The 16,784-nt window shown below is 74.0% G+C and carries 16 protein-coding genes; 11 read left to right on the top strand and 5 right to left on the bottom strand.

The features are described from left to right. Window positions 1-180 precede the first annotated feature (180 nt). A complete protein-coding gene (locus ACZ4FH_RS14465; RefSeq protein WP_467304752.1) occupies window positions 181-1,026 on the top strand; it encodes an IclR family transcriptional regulator in 846 nt (281 codons plus the stop codon). On the opposite strand, the gene ACZ4FH_RS14460 is transcribed toward ACZ4FH_RS14465, so the two are convergent. The 3 genes from ACZ4FH_RS14460 to ACZ4FH_RS14450 form a co-directional block, all read right to left on the bottom strand. Further along, window positions 974-1,480, bottom strand: coding sequence for a MarR family winged helix-turn-helix transcriptional regulator (locus tag ACZ4FH_RS14460; RefSeq protein ID WP_383638500.1), 507 nt, complete (start codon window positions 1,478-1,480; stop codon window positions 974-976). The genes ACZ4FH_RS14465 and ACZ4FH_RS14460 overlap by 53 nt on opposite strands. Continuing rightward, complete coding sequence (locus ACZ4FH_RS14455; protein WP_467304751.1) at window positions 1,477-3,162, bottom strand: FUSC family protein; 1,686 nt, start codon at window positions 3,160-3,162, stop codon at window positions 1,477-1,479. The genes ACZ4FH_RS14460 and ACZ4FH_RS14455 overlap by 4 nt, the downstream gene beginning before the upstream one ends. A 138-nt stretch (window positions 3,163-3,300) precedes the next feature. After that, window positions 3,301-4,173: an LURP-one-related family protein gene (locus ACZ4FH_RS14450; protein ID WP_467304750.1), complete on the bottom strand. Its 873-nt coding sequence runs from the start codon at window positions 4,171-4,173 to the stop codon at window positions 3,301-3,303. Window positions 4,174-4,286: 113 nt separating this feature from the next. Between ACZ4FH_RS14450 and ACZ4FH_RS14445 the strand changes: the two genes are divergently transcribed. The 4 genes from ACZ4FH_RS14445 to ACZ4FH_RS14430 all read left to right on the top strand — a co-directional run bounded on the left by ACZ4FH_RS14445 (window position 4,287) and on the right by ACZ4FH_RS14430 (window position 7,483). Continuing rightward, the gene (locus ACZ4FH_RS14445) at window positions 4,287-4,715 is read left to right on the top strand and encodes a hypothetical protein (protein WP_467304749.1); all 429 of its coding nucleotides are present in this window, start codon (window positions 4,287-4,289) and stop codon (window positions 4,713-4,715) included. 135 nt (window positions 4,716-4,850) lie between these two features. Continuing rightward, window positions 4,851-5,501, top strand: a complete 651-nt coding sequence (locus ACZ4FH_RS14440; protein WP_467304748.1) for a DUF3105 domain-containing protein — start codon at window positions 4,851-4,853, stop codon at window positions 5,499-5,501. A 26-nt stretch (window positions 5,502-5,527) separates the two neighbouring features. Beyond that, window positions 5,528-6,151 (top strand): DUF305 domain-containing protein, encoded by a 624-nt coding sequence (locus tag ACZ4FH_RS14435; RefSeq protein WP_467304916.1) that lies wholly within the window; start codon window positions 5,528-5,530, stop codon window positions 6,149-6,151. Between the two features lie 93 nt (window positions 6,152-6,244). Beyond that, the gene (locus tag ACZ4FH_RS14430; protein WP_467304746.1) at window positions 6,245-7,483 is read left to right on the top strand and encodes an ROK family protein; all 1,239 of its coding nucleotides are present in this window, start codon (window positions 6,245-6,247) and stop codon (window positions 7,481-7,483) included. Between the two features lie 70 nt (window positions 7,484-7,553). Here the strand turns inward: ACZ4FH_RS14430 and xylA are convergent, their stop codons facing one another. Beyond that, entirely contained in the window at window positions 7,554-8,723 is a 1,170-nt protein-coding gene (gene xylA, locus ACZ4FH_RS14425; RefSeq protein ID WP_467304745.1) for a xylose isomerase, read from the bottom strand. Between the two features lie 283 nt (window positions 8,724-9,006). On the opposite strand from xylA, the gene xylB reads away from it, so the two are divergent. The 4 genes from xylB (at window position 9,007) to ACZ4FH_RS14405 (ending at window position 13,665) form a co-directional block, all read left to right on the top strand. Next, window positions 9,007-10,494, top strand: a complete 1,488-nt coding sequence (gene xylB / locus ACZ4FH_RS14420) for a xylulokinase (protein WP_467304743.1) — start codon at window positions 9,007-9,009, stop codon at window positions 10,492-10,494. 104 nt (window positions 10,495-10,598) lie between these two features. After that, window positions 10,599-11,486 (top strand): hypothetical protein, encoded by an 888-nt coding sequence (locus ACZ4FH_RS14415; RefSeq protein WP_467304741.1) that lies wholly within the window; start codon window positions 10,599-10,601, stop codon window positions 11,484-11,486. 86 nt (window positions 11,487-11,572) lie between these two features. Next, on the top strand, window positions 11,573-12,841 hold the full coding sequence (locus ACZ4FH_RS14410; RefSeq protein ID WP_467304740.1) for a VWA domain-containing protein: 1,269 nt from the start codon (window positions 11,573-11,575) through the stop codon (window positions 12,839-12,841). After that, complete coding sequence (locus ACZ4FH_RS14405) at window positions 12,841-13,665, top strand: hypothetical protein (RefSeq protein WP_467304739.1); 825 nt, start codon at window positions 12,841-12,843, stop codon at window positions 13,663-13,665. The genes ACZ4FH_RS14410 and ACZ4FH_RS14405 overlap by 1 nt, the downstream gene beginning before the upstream one ends. An 81-nt stretch (window positions 13,666-13,746) precedes the next feature. On the opposite strand, the gene ACZ4FH_RS14400 is transcribed toward ACZ4FH_RS14405, so the two are convergent. Further along, entirely contained in the window at window positions 13,747-14,316 is a 570-nt protein-coding gene (locus tag ACZ4FH_RS14400; RefSeq protein ID WP_467304915.1) for a TetR/AcrR family transcriptional regulator, read from the bottom strand. A gap of 236 nt (window positions 14,317-14,552) precedes the next feature. Between ACZ4FH_RS14400 and ACZ4FH_RS14395 the strand changes: the two genes are divergently transcribed. Both ACZ4FH_RS14395 and ACZ4FH_RS14390 read left to right on the top strand, forming a co-directional pair. Further along, window positions 14,553-15,920 carry a cytochrome P450 gene (locus ACZ4FH_RS14395; protein ID WP_467304737.1) on the top strand — a complete coding sequence of 456 codons (1,368 nt, stop codon included), beginning with the start codon at window positions 14,553-14,555 and terminating at the stop codon, window positions 15,918-15,920. 211 nt (window positions 15,921-16,131) lie between these two features. Beyond that, on the top strand, window positions 16,132-16,656 hold the full coding sequence (locus tag ACZ4FH_RS14390; RefSeq protein WP_467304736.1) for a DUF4232 domain-containing protein: 525 nt from the start codon (window positions 16,132-16,134) through the stop codon (window positions 16,654-16,656). The last annotated feature ends 128 nt before the right edge of the window (window positions 16,657-16,784 follow it).

Raw genomic sequence — 16,784 nt, 5'->3', positions numbered from 1 at the left:
AATGGCCAACTCGCTTGGGGAGTACGGTGATACGGCACGTACGCGACGCCCGTGCGACCGCTTCCGTCCCGCACCACGGGACGAGCGCACATGTGATCGAAGCGGATCGAAAGGAACAGAATCCTGTCCACCGCAGGGGTGGCAGGGGGCGTCCGGGACGGGAAGGGGAACACACATCTCATGGGTCGGGCACGGGACTACACGATCGAATCGCTGGACACCGGGCTCCGGATGATGCGTCTGTTCCTCACGCACGACGCACTGACCGTGACCGAGGCGGCCGGACTCCTCGCCGTCGGCCGCTCCACCGCGCACCGGGTGCTGAGCACGCTGGAGGGACGGGGCTTCGTGGTCCGCGACGCCTCGGCGCGGGGCTACCGCCCCGGTCCGGAGCTGGTGCGGCTGGGCCGTCCGGCCGGCTTCGACCCGGCCGTGCGGGAGCGGGCCGGCGCGGTGCTCGACGAGGCGGTGCGGCGGACCGGGGAGACCGTGCAGAGCGTCGCGCTGCTCGGCGACCGGATCGTGGTCACCGATGCCCGGGAGTCCGGCCATCCCGTACGGGTGGCGCCCGAGCCCGCCGGTACGCGCCCGGCGCACGCCACGGCGGGCGGAAAGCTCCTGCTCTCCCGGATGACCGTCGAACAGATCTGCGCCCTGTATCCGTCGGAACGGCTGGAGGCGGTGACGCCCCGCACCCTGACCTCGCGGTCGGCGCTGCTCGACGAACTCGCCGAGGTCCGGGAGCGGGGCCATGCCTTCGGCCGGGGCGAGGCGGTCGACGGCGTGTACGCGGTCGCCGTGCCCCTGACCGGCGCCACCTGGCGCGACCGGCTGGCACTGACGGCGTGCGCTCCGGCGCACCGGGGCGGCGACGGCGAACTGGCGCGCCGGGCGGAACAGCTGCGGCGGGCCCGCGCGGCGGAGGGAACGGGGCCGGCCCCGGACGCGGCCGAGGAGGTGCCGGCCCCGGGGCTCAGCGGCGGGCGCCGCCGATACGGCCCTCCAGCTGGACCAGCAGTTCACTGAGCTGGGCGCTGAGCCGCTCGCGGGTCCCGGCGTCCAGCCCGGCCAGCACCGCGCGTTCGTAGGCGAGCTGCCGGGGCAGCAGTCCGTCGACCAGGGCGCGCCCCTCCTCGGTGAGGTGGACATGGGCGACCCGGCGGTCGCGGGCGTCGCCCCGGCGGTCGACCAGACCGCGTTCCTGGAGGACCCGCAGCCGTTTGGTGACGGCGGCGCCCGAGGAGAAGGTCTCCCGGGCCAGTTCCCCGGGGGTCAGCGCGCGGTCGGTCCGGCGTACGGCACCGAGCAGGTCGAATTCGGCGCGGGTCAGACCGGCCTCGCGCAGCGGTGCGTCCTCGGCCTGCTGGAGCAGGGCGGAACAGCGGTTGATACGGCCGATGAGTTCCATCGGGCCGGTGTCGAGTTCCGGATTGACGGCCTGCCACTGCCGTACCACCGAGGCGACGATGTCGTCGGTCACATCGCTCCGTTCTCCTGGGCCGGGGCCGTGGACCCGTGCCGGTTCGCTGTAGCCGCGAGCGTACGGTGTCCGGCCCGCTCGGCGGCGAGCACCGCTTCGCCGGGCAGGGCGCGCTGCCACCATTCGCCGGAGGCGGTGTCGTCCGCCTCGCGCAGTTCGACGAGGGAGCCGGTGAGCCGGCGGCGGGCGGCGTCCAGCGCGGCGGGGCCGGCGGTGGGTTCGGCGAGGGTGCGGACGGCGTGGGCGCGGGCGCGCTCGGTGGCGGCCAGGGCCTGTTCGACGCGTCCGGCGGCGCGCCGGTTGGTGACCAGGGCCGCGGCGAGGAAGCCGACGGCGGCGCCGATCACGGTGTCCAGGACCCGGTCGCCGATGAGTTCACCGGCGGGGTGGCTTCCGGCGTACTCCAGGACGAGGAGCGCCATCGGGGTGACGGCGATGGAGCCGAGCCAGTAGTTGCGGGTGATCAGGGCCTCGGCGGCGAAGCTGAAGAAGAGGCAGAAGGCGATCAGGACCAGCGGGTCGAGGCGGGTGAGCGGGAGCACCGCGGCGAAGACGAGGACGCCGATCAGATTGCCGAGGGTGCGCTGGAGCGTGCGGTTCCAGGAGAGCGTGAGGTTGGCCTGGTAGAGGGAGGCGGCGGTCACGATGGCCCAGTAGGGGCGGCCGACCCCGGCGGCCGAGCAGATGTATCCGGCCAGGGCGCAGCCGATGAGGGTGCGGGCGGCGACCGGCAGGAGCGGGGAGCCGGGGGCGAGGCGGCGGAGCAGGGCGCGCGGGGATCCGGCACGGGCGGCGCGTTCGGCGTCGAGGCCGAAGAGTTCCTGGGCGGTGCGGGGTGCCGGTTCGGGGGTGGGGACGGGGCCGCGGGCACGGGTGCGCCGGGCCCAGTCGCGCAGGCGCGCCGCGTCGGCGGCGTCCCGGTCCGCGGTGCGGTCGCCGTCGAACAGACCGGTCTCGGCGTGGACGACGAGGCGCTCCAGAGCGCGGCGGACCGGGGTGGGCCGGCCGGCCGCGAGGAGGGTCTGCCAGGCGGCGTGCACGGCGAGGACGGCGGCGCGGCGGGTGCGGTGGCCGGGGGCCTCGGCGTACGCGGCGGCGGCGTTCAGGGCGCGGGCGGTGGCGCGGCGCTCGGGTCCTTCCCGGCGGACCAGGGCGGGGGCGACGGTCACCAGCCAGGAGACGGCGCCCGCGGCGAGGGTGAGGGCGAGGTGGGCGGGGACCTGGCCGAGCCGTTGCGGGGCGAACAGCGCGGCGGAGCTGACGAAGGTGAAGATCACCGGTCCGGGCGGGCCGACGCGGGTGGCGTCGCAGAGCAGCTTCTGCCCGGCGGCGAGGAGGGCGCCGACCGCGATCAGCACGGCGGTCGAGCCGGTCAGCGAGGCGGTGACGAGGGAGACGGCCAGCCCGGCGATCATGCCGAGGACGACGCCGACGACCGTCCGGGCACGGCGCGCGTAGGGCAGGTTGTGCCCGTACAGCGCGCAGAGCGAGCCCGCCATCGTGTACATCACGAGGTCGAGGCGGTCCAGGGAGTAGAGCACCAGATTGGGGACGGCGGTGGCGACCACCACGCTGGTCGCGGGCTTGAACCACATGTCCGAGGGGCGGGCCAGGCGCAGCGGCGCCACCAGCGGGACGCGTCGGACGGAGGGCTGCCGGGACCGTGTAGATGTATCACTCACTCATACACTTTAACAGGTATTACACCTGTAAAACATCTGGGCGTGGACTCCCCCGGCCCTCCCCCGCACACGCGACCGCCCGCGCCCCGGCTCATCGGCGGGGACGCGGGCGGTCGCGTACGGGGTGGGGCCGCGGGCTCAGCCGAGGCCGCGGGAGTCCTGCTTCAGGGCGGTGTCGACGGTCAGCGCGGTCGCCACCACGAGGCTCAGCAGCGGCTCGGGGAGCTGGTAGTGGATCTGGAGGACGTAGTTGTCCGCCGTGGTGAACAGCGTCTTCGCGAGGCCTTCCCAGGTCTTGGTGATCCGGGCGATCTCCGCGTCGTTGTGGTCGACGATCGCGAAGTTCCAGGCCCGCCAGTTCTCGGCCTTGATCGCACCGACCTGGCGGCCGTCGGCCATCATCGCGAAGTTGATCTTCCCGATGGCGTTCTGCTGGACGATCTCGCCGACCGGCTGTCCGTCCGGGCGCTGCACGATGACCTTGGACTTGATGAACTTGGCCGGGCGGGTCAGCAGGAGCTGCGGCTGCCCGTAGGCGTCACGGATCTCCAGCCGGTGCGTCAGGAACTGGTCGACGCTCGTGAGGAAGCGGAGCACCTTGCGCAGCGCGCTCTGGCCGACCTCGACGACCGAGCCGATCGTGTTGCCCTGCTGGTCGAAGACGCTGTACTCGTTCGTCACCTCGATCAGCTTGGCCTTCTGGTTGACCACCAGGACCTGCTGATTGAAGAGCGAACCGGCACCGGGGGCGCCGCCCTGCTGCTGCGGAACACCCTGCTGCGGCATCGCGTGCTGCTGCGCGGGCGCCTGCTGCTGGGGATACTGCTGCGCGGCCGCCTGCGGCTGGGCGGTCTGCGGCTGGGCGGTCTGCGCCGGAGCCTGGGCCTGGGGCTGACCGCCGGCCGGGTTGGTGTGCTCGGTCCACTGGGAGCCGTCCCAGTAGCGCAGTAGCTGGGGCGCGCCGTGCGGATCCGGATACCAGCCCGCAGATACGTTCGAGTGCGTGGTCACCGGGGCACACTATCCCGCCCGGCCGAAACGTGAACCCCCCGTCCGGCGATCCACAGGTTCCCCGGCCCGCCCTCACCCTGATTGAAACTTCACACACCACGTATCATGCGCGGGTGACCTGGCTGAGCGAACGCACCGAGCGACGGCGGCGCGCCCGCGCGTCCGCGCTGCTCGGCTGGGCGTTCACCCTCGTCGCCCTGCTCATGTGCTGCTCGCTCGACGCGGAGCACCCCGCCCCCACCGCCGAGCACGGCCGGTTCGCCCCCGCGTCCGTCTGGGCCGTTCCCCCGGTGCACGGGGACGCCGTGGACATCGTGGTGATCGACGCCCCGCGCGAGCGGGGTCCGGGCAGTTCGTGCAGCGGGACGGCCGAGCACTCGGCCCCGGTCGTGCTGCCCGTCCAGCCCGCACCCGTGGCCCTGCCCACGGCCGCCGTCCCGCTCGCCCCGGCACCGCTCACCGGGGCCTCGGCCGTCCGCGGACCGTCGAACGACGCCGTCGACGACGTCGACCGCCTCTCCCTCCAGGTGCAACGGATCTAGGACCTGCGTCCGGGCCTGCCGCGCTCCCCTTCCGGGACCGCGCCCGCCCGTACCGCCGCGGCGCCTCCCCCGCTGTCCGGGAACCGCTGCCGCACGTCCGCGTCCCGTCCGTGTCACCGAATCCGAGGAACCCCCATGGCTTCCGCCAAGAACCAGAACTCCGCCTCCGCCGCCCGCCGCGCCAAGCTGGAGGAGGCGCGGCGCCAGGAGCGCGCCCGTGAGCGCCGCAGCCGCGTCCTCACCATCGCCGCCGCCGTCGTCGTCGTGGCCGGCCTCGTCGTCGGGGGCGGCTATCTGATGAACGCCGCCGACGAGCAGGACAAGGCCGAGACGGCCGCCAAGGCCTCGCCCGTCGAGGGCGAGAAGAGCTGGGACAAGCTCACCCAGAACCATGTCGAGAAGAAGGTCGACTACCCGATGAACCCGCCGGTGGGCGGCGACCACAACCCGGTCTGGATGAACTGCGACGCCGATGTGTACAGCAAGGAGATACCGAAGGAGAACGCCGTCCACTCCCTGGAGCACGGCGCCGTCTGGGTCACGTACACCAGCAGGGCGGACGCGGACGATGTGAAGGCGCTGGAGAAGAAGGTGTCGGCGACCTCGTACTCGCTGATGAGCCCGCTGGAGGACCAGGGATCGCCGCTGATGCTCAGCGCCTGGGGCAAGCAGCTGGCCGTGAAGAGCGCGTCCGATCCCCGGGTGGCGCAGTTCTTCACCAAGTACGTCCAGGGCGCGCAGACCCCCGAGCCGGGCGCCGCCTGCACCGGCGGGATCGCCCAGTGACGGCCGACGACCGCACCTCGCGGCCGATGCTGCTGGCCGGCGGGGCGGTGCTCCTGCTGGCCCTGGTCCTGGTGGTGGTGATGGTGGCGCGCCCGGCGTCCTCGTCCGCGCCGAAGGCCGCCGCCTCGTCCTCCGCCGCGCCCGCCGAGTCCTCGGCGGACGTCGGCTTCGCCCGTGACATGTCGGTCCACCACCAGCAGGCCGTCGAGATGTCCTTCATCGTCCGGGACCGCACCTCCGACGAGGCGGTGCGCCGGCTGGCGTACGACATCATCAACACCCAGGCCAACCAGCGCGGCATGATGCTGGGCTGGCTGGAGACATGGGGCCGCGCGAAGAGCTCGCCCGGTCCGCCCATGGAGTGGATGGGGCACACCTTCACACCGCGCGGCGACGGCGCGCTGATGCCGGGCATGGCGACCCGCACCGAACTCGACGCGCTGCGCGCGGCGAAGGGCCGGGCCGCCGAGGTGATGTACCTGAGGCTGATGACCGCGCACCACAAGGCCGGGGCGGAGATGGCGCGGGCCGCCGCTTCCTCGGCCCGGACCGAGGAGATCCGCAATCTCGCCTCGGGCATGGTGCTCGGCCAGCAGTCGGAGATCGCGCTCATGGCGGACATGCTCAAGGAGCGCGGGGCCGGCGCCTGAGCACCGCCCCGGTCCCGGTCCCTGCCGTACGCGGCCGGGACCGGGACATCCCGCCCGTACTGGCGTACGGCATCGCATAGGCTCGGGACCGATATGAAGAGCAACCTCACGCCGCTGGGGCCCAAGGCCGACAAGGACACCGTCCGGCGCAGCAATCTCAGCCTCGTGCTGCGGGCCGTCCGGGACGAGGGCGAGGCCACCCGGGCCGGGGTGGCCGCGCGGGTGGGGCTGACCCGGGCCGCCGTGTCCTCGCTGGTCGAGCAGCTGATCGACAGCGGGTTCCTCACCGAATCGGGCAAGACCTTCAGCGGCCAGGCGGGCCGTCCGGGGACCGCGCTGAAGACGGCCCGCACCGGGCCGTCCGGGCTCGGCGTCGAGATCAACATCGACTACGTCTCGGTGTGCGTCGTCGATCTGGCCGGAACCGGCCGGGTCCGGCTCACCGAGCACCTCGACAACCGGGGCGCGCCGCCCGGCGAGGTGCTGGCACGCGCCGCGCGGATCGCGGCGCGCACCCTGGAGTCGGCGCGCGAGCAGGAGCTGCACCCGGTCGGGGTGGCCCTGGCCCTGCCGGGACTGGTCTCGGACGGCGCGGTGCGCCAGGCCCCGAACCTGGGGTGGAACCAGGTGCCGGCCGAGGAGCTGTTCGCCGCCGCGCTGGCCGCCGAGCGCCCGGGGCACGAGCCGCTGGCGGTCAGTTCGGAGAACGAGGCCAATCTCGCGGCCCTGGCCGAGTTGTGGTTCGGCGGGCTGGGGCGGGTGCGGACCTTCCTGTATCTGACCGGTGAGATCGGCGTCGGCGGCGCCCTCGTCATCAACGGTGAGCTGCTGCGCGGCGCGCACGGCTTCGCCGGGGAGATCGGCCATGTCGTGGTCGACACGGCCGGTCCGCAGTGCCGGTGCGGTTCGCGCGGCTGCCTGGAGCAGTACGCGGGTCAGGCGGCGCTCCTGCGGGCGGCCGGGATCCCGGAGAGCGGGACCGGGGCAGGCGTCATCGAACTGGAGCGGCGCACCCGGGCCGGGGACGCGCGCGCGGTGGACGCGGTCGCCGGGGCGGGCCGGATGCTCGGGCGGGTGCTGTCGGGCGCGGTCAATCTGCTGGACCCGGACGCGGTGGTGCTCGGCGGGATCTACCGGAGCCTGATGCCGTGGCTGGCCCCGCCGGCCGACGAGGAGCTGACGGGCCGGGTGGTGTCCGGGCTCTGGACGCCGGGAAGCGGCCGGCTGCGCGCCTCGTCCGTGGCGGGCGACGCGGCCCGGGGCGCGGCGGCCCTGGTGATGACGGATGTGCTGGCCGACCCCGCGGCGTACGCGGGCCGGACCCCGGTCTGAGACCGGGAGCACAAGGAGAGGGGGACGCGGCTCGGGCCGCGTCCCCCTCTCCTGTTGCTCCGCCGCGCTGTCAGCGGACGCCGAGCAGGTGGTCCATCGCCAGCTGGTCCAGGGCCTCGAAGGCCATGCCGCGCTCGGCGGCGGCCGTCACGTCGAACTCCTCGTAGGCCGAGCGGTCGGCGAGCAGCCCGGCGACGCCGTCGGCGGCGGTGGGCTGCGCCAGCTCGTCCAGCCGGGAGGCGCGCAGCGCCTCCTGCACGGCCGGGTCGGCGCGGAAGGCGGCGGCGCGCTCCTTGAGGATCAGGTAGTTGCGCATGCAGCCGGCGGCGGAGGCCCAGACGCCGTCGAAGCCCTCGGTGCGCGGGGGCTTGAAGTCGAAGTGGCGCGGTCCCTCGTAGCCGGCCGACTCCAGCAGGTCGACGAGCCAGAAGGCCTGGCGCAGATCGCCGGCGCCGAAGCGGAGGTCCTGGTCGTACTTGATGCCGGACTGGCCGTTGAGGTCGATGTGGAAGAGCTTGCCGGCCCAGATGGCCTGGGCGATGCCGTGTGGGAAGTTGAGTCCGGCCATCTGCTCGTGGCCGGTCTCCGGGTTCACCCCCACGATCTCGGGGCGCTCCAGGCGCTCGATGAAGGCGAGGGCGTGGCCGATCGTGGGGAGCAGGATGTCGCCGCGGGGCTCGTTGGGCTTGGGCTCGATGGCGAAGCGGAGGTCGTAGCCCTGCTCGGTGACGTAGTCGCCCAGCAGGTCGAAGGCCTCCTTCATCCGGTCGAGCGCGGTCCGGACGTCCTTGGCCGCGCCGGACTCGGCGCCCTCGCGCCCGCCCCAGGCGACGTAGGTGGTGGCGCCGAGTTCGACGGCGAGGTCGATGTTGCGCAGCGTCTTGCGCAGGGCGTAGCGGCGGACGTCCCGGTCGTTGGCGGTGAAGGCGCCGTCCTTGAACACGGGGTGGGTGAAGAGGTTGGTCGTCGCCATGGGGACGACGAGCCCGGCGGCGTCGAGGGCCTGGCGGAAGCGCTTGACGATGCCTTCGCGCTCGGTGTCCGTGGAGCCGAAGGGGATGAGGTCGTCGTCGTGGAACGTCACGCCGTACGCCCCCAGCTCGGCGAGCCGCTGGACGGATTCGACCGGGTCGAGGGCCGGCCGGGTGGCGTCGCCGAACGGGTCGCGCCCCTGCCAGCCCACGGTCCACAGACCGAAGGAGAACTTGTCCTGGGGGGTGGGCGTGAAGCGTTCCGTCATGGTCCAGCCGCCTTCGGTGCCAGGGGTCCGCAGCCGGTCGAGCGGCCGAACCTCTATTTGTTCACTGTCATGACTAATCATGCACGGACCCCCGGTCCGACGTAACCCCCCTGCATCGACAATCCGGAGGCCTTCTCGGCGAAGCCTGTTCGAACGCACCGGAAATCCGGGACACCCCCTGGTCCGATCGGATGCGATCACGTAATTTGTTTTGCGTACGATCAAATACCCGTGGCGCGGGGTACGCGGCCCGGGACCCCGAACCCCGAGAATGAGGTCAGCCATGCCGTCGCACGAGGTCGTCATCGGTGTGGACAGCTCCACGCAGTCCACGAAGGCCGCGTTCGTCGACCGCGCCACCGGACGGCTGCTCGCCGTCGGCCGGGCCGCGCACGTCGTGACCGGCGAGGGCGGGGCGCGGGAGAGCGATCCCGAGGTGTGGTGGCAGGCCCTGTGCGAGGCGGTCGCCGGAGGGCTGAAGGAGTCCGGTGCCGCGGCCTCCGACGTCGTCGGGATCGCCGTCGCCGGTCAGCAGCACGGCCTGGTCGTCCTCGGTGCCGACGGGGCCCCGCTGCGCCCCGCCCTCCTCTGGAACGACACCCGCTCCGCCCCGCAGGCCGCCGCGCTCACCGAGGCGCTGGGCGGCCCCGAGGCGTGGACCGCCCGGACGGGCTCGGTGCCGGTCGCCTCGATGACGGCGTCCAAGTGGCAGTGGCTGCGCGAGAACGAACCGGAGACCGCGGCCGCCACCGCCGCCGTCCGCCTCCCCCACGACTTCCTCACCGAACGGCTCTGCGGCCGCGCGGTCACCGATCCCGGCGACGCCTCGGGCACCTGCTGGTACTCCACGGCCACCGGCGCCTACGACCCCGAGCTGCTCGCCCTGCTCGGTCTCGACGCCGCGCTGCTGCCCGAGGTGGCCCCGAGCGGCGCGGCCCGCGCCGGCGGGCTCACCGAGGAGGCCGCCGCCGCGCTGGGCCTGCCCGCGGGCATCGCGGTCGCCGCGGGCACCGGGGACAACATGGGCGCGGCGGTCGGCCTCGGGCTCGGGGGCGCCGGGCTCCTGGACCACCCGGTGCTCAGTCTCGGCACCTCGGGCACCGTCTTCAGCGCCTCCCGGACCCGGCCCGCCTCCCCCGCGCTGGCCGGTTTCGCCGCGGCGGACGGCACCTATCTGCCGCTGGCCTGCACGCTCAACTGCACGCTCGCCGTCGACAAGGTGGCCGCGCTGCTGGGCCTGGACCGCGCGGACGCCGAACCCGGCGGCGAAGCCGTCCTGCTGCCCTACCTGGACGGCGAGCGGACCCCCGATCTGCCCACCGCCGCCGGGCTCCTGACCGGTCTCCGGCACGACACCACCGCCCGGCAGCTCCTCGGCGCGGCCTACGAGGGCGCCGTCGTCACCGTGCTCCGCGCGCTCGACGCGCTGCTGCGGGCCTGCGGACTGGACCCGGAGAACCCCGAGGTCGCGGCCCGTCCGCTGCGCCTGATCGGCGGCGGCGCCCAGGGGCACGTCTGGGTGGAGACCGTACGGCGGCTCTCCGGCCGCCCGGTGATCGTGCCCGCCGCCGGCGAGCTCGTCGCCCTCGGCGCCGCCGCCCTCGCCGCGTCGGCGGCCACCGGCGAGGACCCGGTGGCCCTCGCCTCCGGCTGGGAGACCGGCGAGGAGAGGCAACTGCCCGCGGTGGAGCGGGACCTCGCCACCTGGGAGCGGGTCGGCTCGGTCCTGGAACGGGCGGCGGGCCCGCTGCTGGGAGGGGCCGCGCGGTAGCCCCCTCCCCCATTGCGCCACCCCGCCCCGCACCGGCTCGGCCGCCCGTGAGAGATTCCCCTGCGGATGGCTGTGCCATGACAGCCGGGGGGGGGAGGTCGGCCATGGCCACCACGAGTCGGAGAAGCACGGCCCTGTGGACGTCGACCGCGGTGCTGCTGTCCGCGACGGCGGTCGCCGGGGCGTGGTTGTCCCTCGACGGCCTGTCGGACGAGGCGCCGAACGTGATCGGCACTATCGGGTTGGGGTTGATCCTGCTCCCCTTCCTGGCCCTGTTCGTCGGTGTCGTGTGCCTCGTGCTGTCGGCCGTCGTGGTCCTGCCGACCGTCCCACTGGCGAGGCGGCTGGGACGATCCGCGACCGGGCGGGCCGACGCCCGGTGGCCGGTTCCGGCAACGGCCGCCGTGGAGGCGGGTCTTGTGGCGGGAGCGGCCGCCTTCCTCGGTGCGGGCCCCGGGGCGTCCCTCGTCTGCTGGGCGGCCGTCGCCACCGCGCTCTCGGCGGCGGTCCTGACGGCCCGGCTCGCCCTGCGGGACTCCTGGCGGGGGCGGGGGGTGCGTCTGTTCCTGCGGACCGCGTGCGGCGGGGCCGCCGCCGTCGCCCTGACGGTGGCCGCCTGGGCCACGGCGTACGGGACGGGCCTGGCCACCGTCTACGAACCCCCGCGCATGTCCCCGGCCACGCTGGCCGGGAGCTGGTCCGACGGGCACGGCGGAACGCTCACCCTCGCGGCGGACGGCAGTGCCACGGCGTCCGGCCTCGACGAGCACGACGGTTTCGGAGCTCCGGCGGGCGACTGCGACGGGACCGGCAGCTGGGAGTTCGACCCGGGCGACGGCCCGAGCACCCAGCAGACGACGCTCACCCTCCCCGGCTGCGACGACGTGGGCACCTGGTGGTACGTCCTGGGCACCGAGGAGCGTCCCAAGCTCTACGCGTACCGGGGCGACCCGGACTCCTGGGACCTCTACATCCTGCGCAGGCAGGACTGACCTGCCGTCATGACCCGCCGTGCACCGGGTCCGCCGGTCCACCAGCCGTTTTGGTCAGCGAACAGATGTTCACTACTATCCGGGCGATGATCATAAGAAGAAGGCTGACGGTCGGGGTGGGCCTGCTGCTCGCCACCCTGACCGCCGGGCTCGGCACGGCTCTCCCCGCGTCGGCCAACGACACCCTGCCGCCGCCCGCTCCGAAGGTCGAGCTGGTGCTCGACGTCAGTGGCTCGATGCGCACCCGCGACATCGACGGCCAGTCCCGGATGACCGCCGCCAAGCAGGCGTTCAACGAGGTGCTGGACGCGGTGCCCGAGAGCGTGGAGCTGGGGATCCGCACGCTCGGCGCCGACTACCCGGGCGAGGACCGCAAGGTCGGCTGCAAGGACACCAAGCAGCTCTACCCGGTCGGCCCGCTGGACCGCACCGAGGCCAAGACGGCGGTCGCCACGCTGGCGCCCACCGGATGGACCCCGATCGGACCGGCGCTGCTGGGCGCGGCCGACGACCTCAAGGGCGGTGAGTCCACCCGCCGCATCGTCCTGATCAGTGACGGCGAGGACACCTGCGGCCCGCTCGACCCGTGCGAGGTCGCCCGCGACATCGCGGCGCGCGGCATCCACCTGGTGATCGACACCCTGGGCCTGGTGCCCAACGCGAAGATCCGCCAGCAGCTCACCTGCATCGCCGAGGCCACCGGCGGCACCTACACGGCCGTCCAGCACACCGACGAACTCTCCGGCCGTGTGAAGCAGTTGGTGGACCGGGCCGCCGAGCCCGTGGTCACCCCGGTCGCCACCGAGGGCACGGGCAGCTGCACCGACGCCCCGCAGCTGAAGCCGGGCCTCTACACCGACCGCGCGAAGTTCGCCGAGCACCGCTGGTACCGCGTCGACGTGCTGCCGGGCCAGGAACTGCGGGCCTCGGCCAGTGTGTTCGCCGACCGCGCGGTCAACAACGACTACGGGATGCTGCTGCGGGCGGTGACCGTGCACGGCCGCGAGATCGTACGGGGCTCCGAGTCCGGCACCGGACGGGCCGACGCCATCTCCTCCGGGCTGCGCTACCCGAAGCCCGAGGTGGACGACAACGACAAGCCGGCCGCCGAGACGGTCTGCCTCCAGGTCTCCCACTCCTTCTCCGCCGCCGCCTCGGTGAAGACCACCCCCGGTCTGCCGGTCGAGCTGACCATCGACCTGGTGGACGCCCCCGACCAGGGTTCGGACGCCGCCGCGTTCGGGCTCGGCCACGGCTGGTGGCTGCTGGGCCTGCTCACCCTCACCGGTCTGATCGCCGGTCTGCTGACGGGCTGGATCTCGCGCTGGCGCGTCGCCGTCTGGAGGACCAACTGATGTTCCGTACGAGACGCGTGCTCGCGGGCGCGCTGCTGTCCGGCCTGGCCCTGCTCACCGGGGCGGGCGCCGCGGTCGCGGACGATCCGTCGCCGAGCCCCAGCGCCTCCGGCGACGGCTCCGGCCCCACCGAGGCCGGCACCGCCTTCCGTACCGCCACGGCGATCGAGCAGGGGCAGACCGCCACCGCCGGCGCCTCCACGGGCGACTACCTGTACTGGGTCTTCCCGGCCGACGCCGGCCAGCGGGCCAAGGTCAGCGCCACGGTCACCCTTCCCGAGGCCGCCACCCGGCACGGTGCCTCGACCTGGCAGATCGACGTCTACGACGGACTGCGGCGCCGCCAGGCGTGCATGTACGGCAAGCAGACCGGCAAGGCCGCCGCCGACGCCGCGTCGGTCGAACTGACCTGTGTGCTGCGGACGGTGCGGGCCTGGTCCGAGCCCTGGGCGAACGACCCGCTGCCCGGCAGCTACTACGTCCGCCTGACGGTCGTCGACCTGCCCTCGGCCGACCTGGGCCTGCCCGTGCGCACCCAGGTCGAGGTCACGTCCTCCGACAGGAGCGGCGCCACCGATGTGGACGGCCACCTCTCCCAGCCGCTCGTCCCCGGTATCTCCACGACCGGCACGGCGGCCTCCGTCGCCTCCCCCGCCCCGGTCGCCGTCGGCGCCGAGCCCGAGGACGGCTGGGCCGGCGGCTGGTGGACGAGCCGCTGGCTGTGGACGGCCGGCGGCGGTGTCCTGGCCTCTCTCGCGGCCGTCTTCGGCTACTCCGTGACACGCGGCCGGGGCCGCCCGTCGCACGTCCCGCCGGGCGTCTGACGGCGCGCCGGGACAACAAGGGGGCGGGGAGGCGTCGGAGGACGGCTCCCCGCCCCCGGTCATCCCCCGGGCGGATTTCCCTCAGGTCGACGGCCAGTTCCGCAGCAGGGCGTCCAGGGCGTCCACGGACCGTTCCCAGGACTCCTGGGAGTCGGGGGCGCTGTGGCTGAAGCCGCCGCGCAGTTCCAGGGTGACGAAGCCGTGGAAGACGCTGCCGAGGAGGCGGACCGCGTGGGTCTCGTCGGGTTCGGCCAGGTCGTAGCCGCGCAGGATGGCACGGGTCATACGGGAGTGCCGGGCTCCGGCGCTCGTGGCGGCGGCCTCCGGGTCGAGGGGGAACTGGGCGGCGGCGTAGCGGCCGGGGTGCTCGCGGGCGTAGTCGCGGTAGACGTTCGCGAAGGCGGCGAGGGCGTCCTTGCCGGCGCGTCCGGCGAGGGCGGCGGTGCCCCGGTCGGCCATTTCCTCCAGGGCGAGCAGGGCGATGCGCGTCCTGAGGTCGTGGGAGCTCTTGACGTGCGAGTAGAGGCTCGCGACCTTGACGTCGAAGCGGCGGGCCAGGGCGGAGACGGTCACGGCGTCGAAGCCGGCCTCGTCGGCCAGTTCCGCGCCGGCGCGTGCCAGCCGGTCCGGGGTCAGTCCCGCGCGCACCATCGCCTCCTCCTCGTCGCCGTCGCCTCGTTCCTCCCTCATCATGCGCGTGCCTAAGGGGTCTAGGCAAACGGGTGCATCCTTCAGGCGGCACGGACCGTCGGGGGTTCCGGTGGCCGGATGCGTCCGGAGCGGGGGGGCAGGTGTGTCATGTCCGGGCTAGGCTCGGCAACTCACGTACGCCACAAGGCCGGTGACACGCGATCGCCCCGGCCGGACCGTCAGAGCGGAGACCTTCCATGTCCACGGAGACCGGGCCGGCCGTCGACGCCGCACCGCGCGGCCACCGCATCGTCCCCGGCCCCCGGGGGGTGCCCTTCCTCGGGAACATGCCGCAGTTCGGCAAGAATCCCCTCGCCTTCTTCGAGCGGCTGCGCTCCCACGGGGACCTGGTCCGGTGGCGCTTCGGCCCGAACGACTGCCTGTTCGTCGCCGATCCGGAGTGCATCGGCGAACTGCTCACCGAGACGGAGCGCACCTTCGACCAGCCGGCGCTCGGCATCGCGTTCCGTACGGTGATGGGCAACGGCGTCGTGGTGGCACGCGGCACCGACTGGCGGCGCAAGCGCTCGCTCGTCCAGCCCTCGGTCCGCCCCAAGCAGGTGAAGTCGTACGCGGCGACCATGGCGGACAGCGCGGTGGAGCTGGCGGACACCTGGGCCGACGGCCGACGCGTGGACGTCAAGCGGGAGATGGCGGCGCTCACCCAGAAGATCGCGGTCCGGACGATCTTCGGCGTGGACACCCCGGCCGACGCCGAGGCGATGGGCCGGGCCATGGACGTGGCCCAGGCCGAGATCGGCAAGGAGTTCGCGGGAATCGGCGCCCTGCTGCCGGACTGGGTGCCCACGCCGGGGCGGGCCAGGATCAAGAAGGCCGCCGCCGTCATCGACGCCGAGGTCGGCCGGGTCGTCGCCCGTCACCGCGACGGCACCGACGAGCGTCCGGACCTGCTGAGCCGGCTGCTCACCGCCGTGGACGAGACGGGCGCCCGCCTGAGCGACCGGGAGATACGCGACGAGACCGTCACGCTGTACATCGGCGGCCACGAGACGACCAGCTCGACGCTGGTGTGGGCGTGGTACCTGCTGTCCCGCACCCCGGGAGCGCGCGCCGCGCTCACCGAGGAGCTGGACCGGGTCCTCGGCGACCGCGACCCCGGCTTCGACGACTACGCGCGACTCACCTACACCCAGGCGGTGGTCAAGGAGACGCTGCGGCTGTACCCGACGATCTGGCTGGTCACCGGGGTGGCCAAGGAGGGCGCCCGGATCGGCGGGCTGCCGGTGGCGGAGGGGACCAGGGTGTGGAGCAGCCAGTGGGCGACGCACCGGGACGCGCGGTGGTTCCCGGAGCCGGAGGCGTTCCGGCCGGAGCGGTGGGACGCGGAGTCGGGCGAGGAGATCGCGGAGTACGCCTGGTTCCCCTTCGGCGGCGGCCCCCGGGTCTGCCTGGGCACCCGCTTCGCGATGGTGGAGGCGGTACTGATCCTCGCGGTGCTGGCCCGCCGCTTCGACCTGGACGTCGACCCGGGCACGGTGAACCCGGTCCCGACGCTGACCCTCCAGCCGGACCGCGAGATGCTGGCGACGGTCCGGGCGCGGTAGCCCCGCCGCGTCCTGGCCCGTCCGGTGCGGCGGCCGCCGCAGGCGGTCGTTCCCGGGGATGCGGCGCGGATCACCACGGATGCATAACGAACATGTCCGACCTGTCGCCACTAATCGGGCATACCCTTCAGACTGTTCCTGTCGGCCCTCACCGGCCACCGGGGCCGTCAGGCCGCGCTCGCAGGCTGTCGATCCGAAGGGGAGCAGCATCATGCGTCCGAGTTCCGCCCTCACCGCCGCGCTGACCACCGCGGCCGCCCTGGCCCTGACGGCCACCGGTGCCGTCGGCACAGCCACCGCCGGGACGTCCGCCGCCCCCGCGCCCTGCCCGGAGAAGGTCCTGCGGATCACCGCGTCACCCGGCGCGGAGTCCGGCACGGCGCGGATCACCGTCGCCAACCAGGGCGCGCGGAGCTGTGTGGTGGACCGGATCCCGACCGTCACGTTCAAGGGCCTGGACGGTTCGGCCGAGCCCGTGCCGCCCGCGACGAGCGGGCCGTACGTCCTCTCGCCGGGCGAGCGCGGCCACGCCGCCGTACGGACGGCGGAGCGGGGCTCCGACCAGGGGCACGTGGTCGGCAGCATCTCCGTGGCCGCGGATCCGGGGCACTACGGGGTCACCTTCCCCGCCGCGGCGGTCGGCATGGACGCGGGCATCCGGGTCTGGTCGCCGGTGACCACGCTCTGGCACTCCACCGGGGGCGCGGCGGACCGGGCGCTGGCGGCCACCCGCTGACCCGGTGGACACGGCGCGGGGGGGGGGGGGCGGCGCGGCCCCCCCCCCCCCCGGGGGGCCCCCCGGGGCGCCCGCCCCCCCCCCCCCCGCCCCCCCCCCCGGCCGCCGGCGCCCGGGGGCGGCGGCCC

It is taken from the genome of Streptomyces sp. NPDC024555 (genome assembly GCF_055559335.1).
The sequence above is the reverse complement of the archived record's forward strand: the minus strand, read 5'-3'. Positions and strand labels throughout refer to the sequence as shown.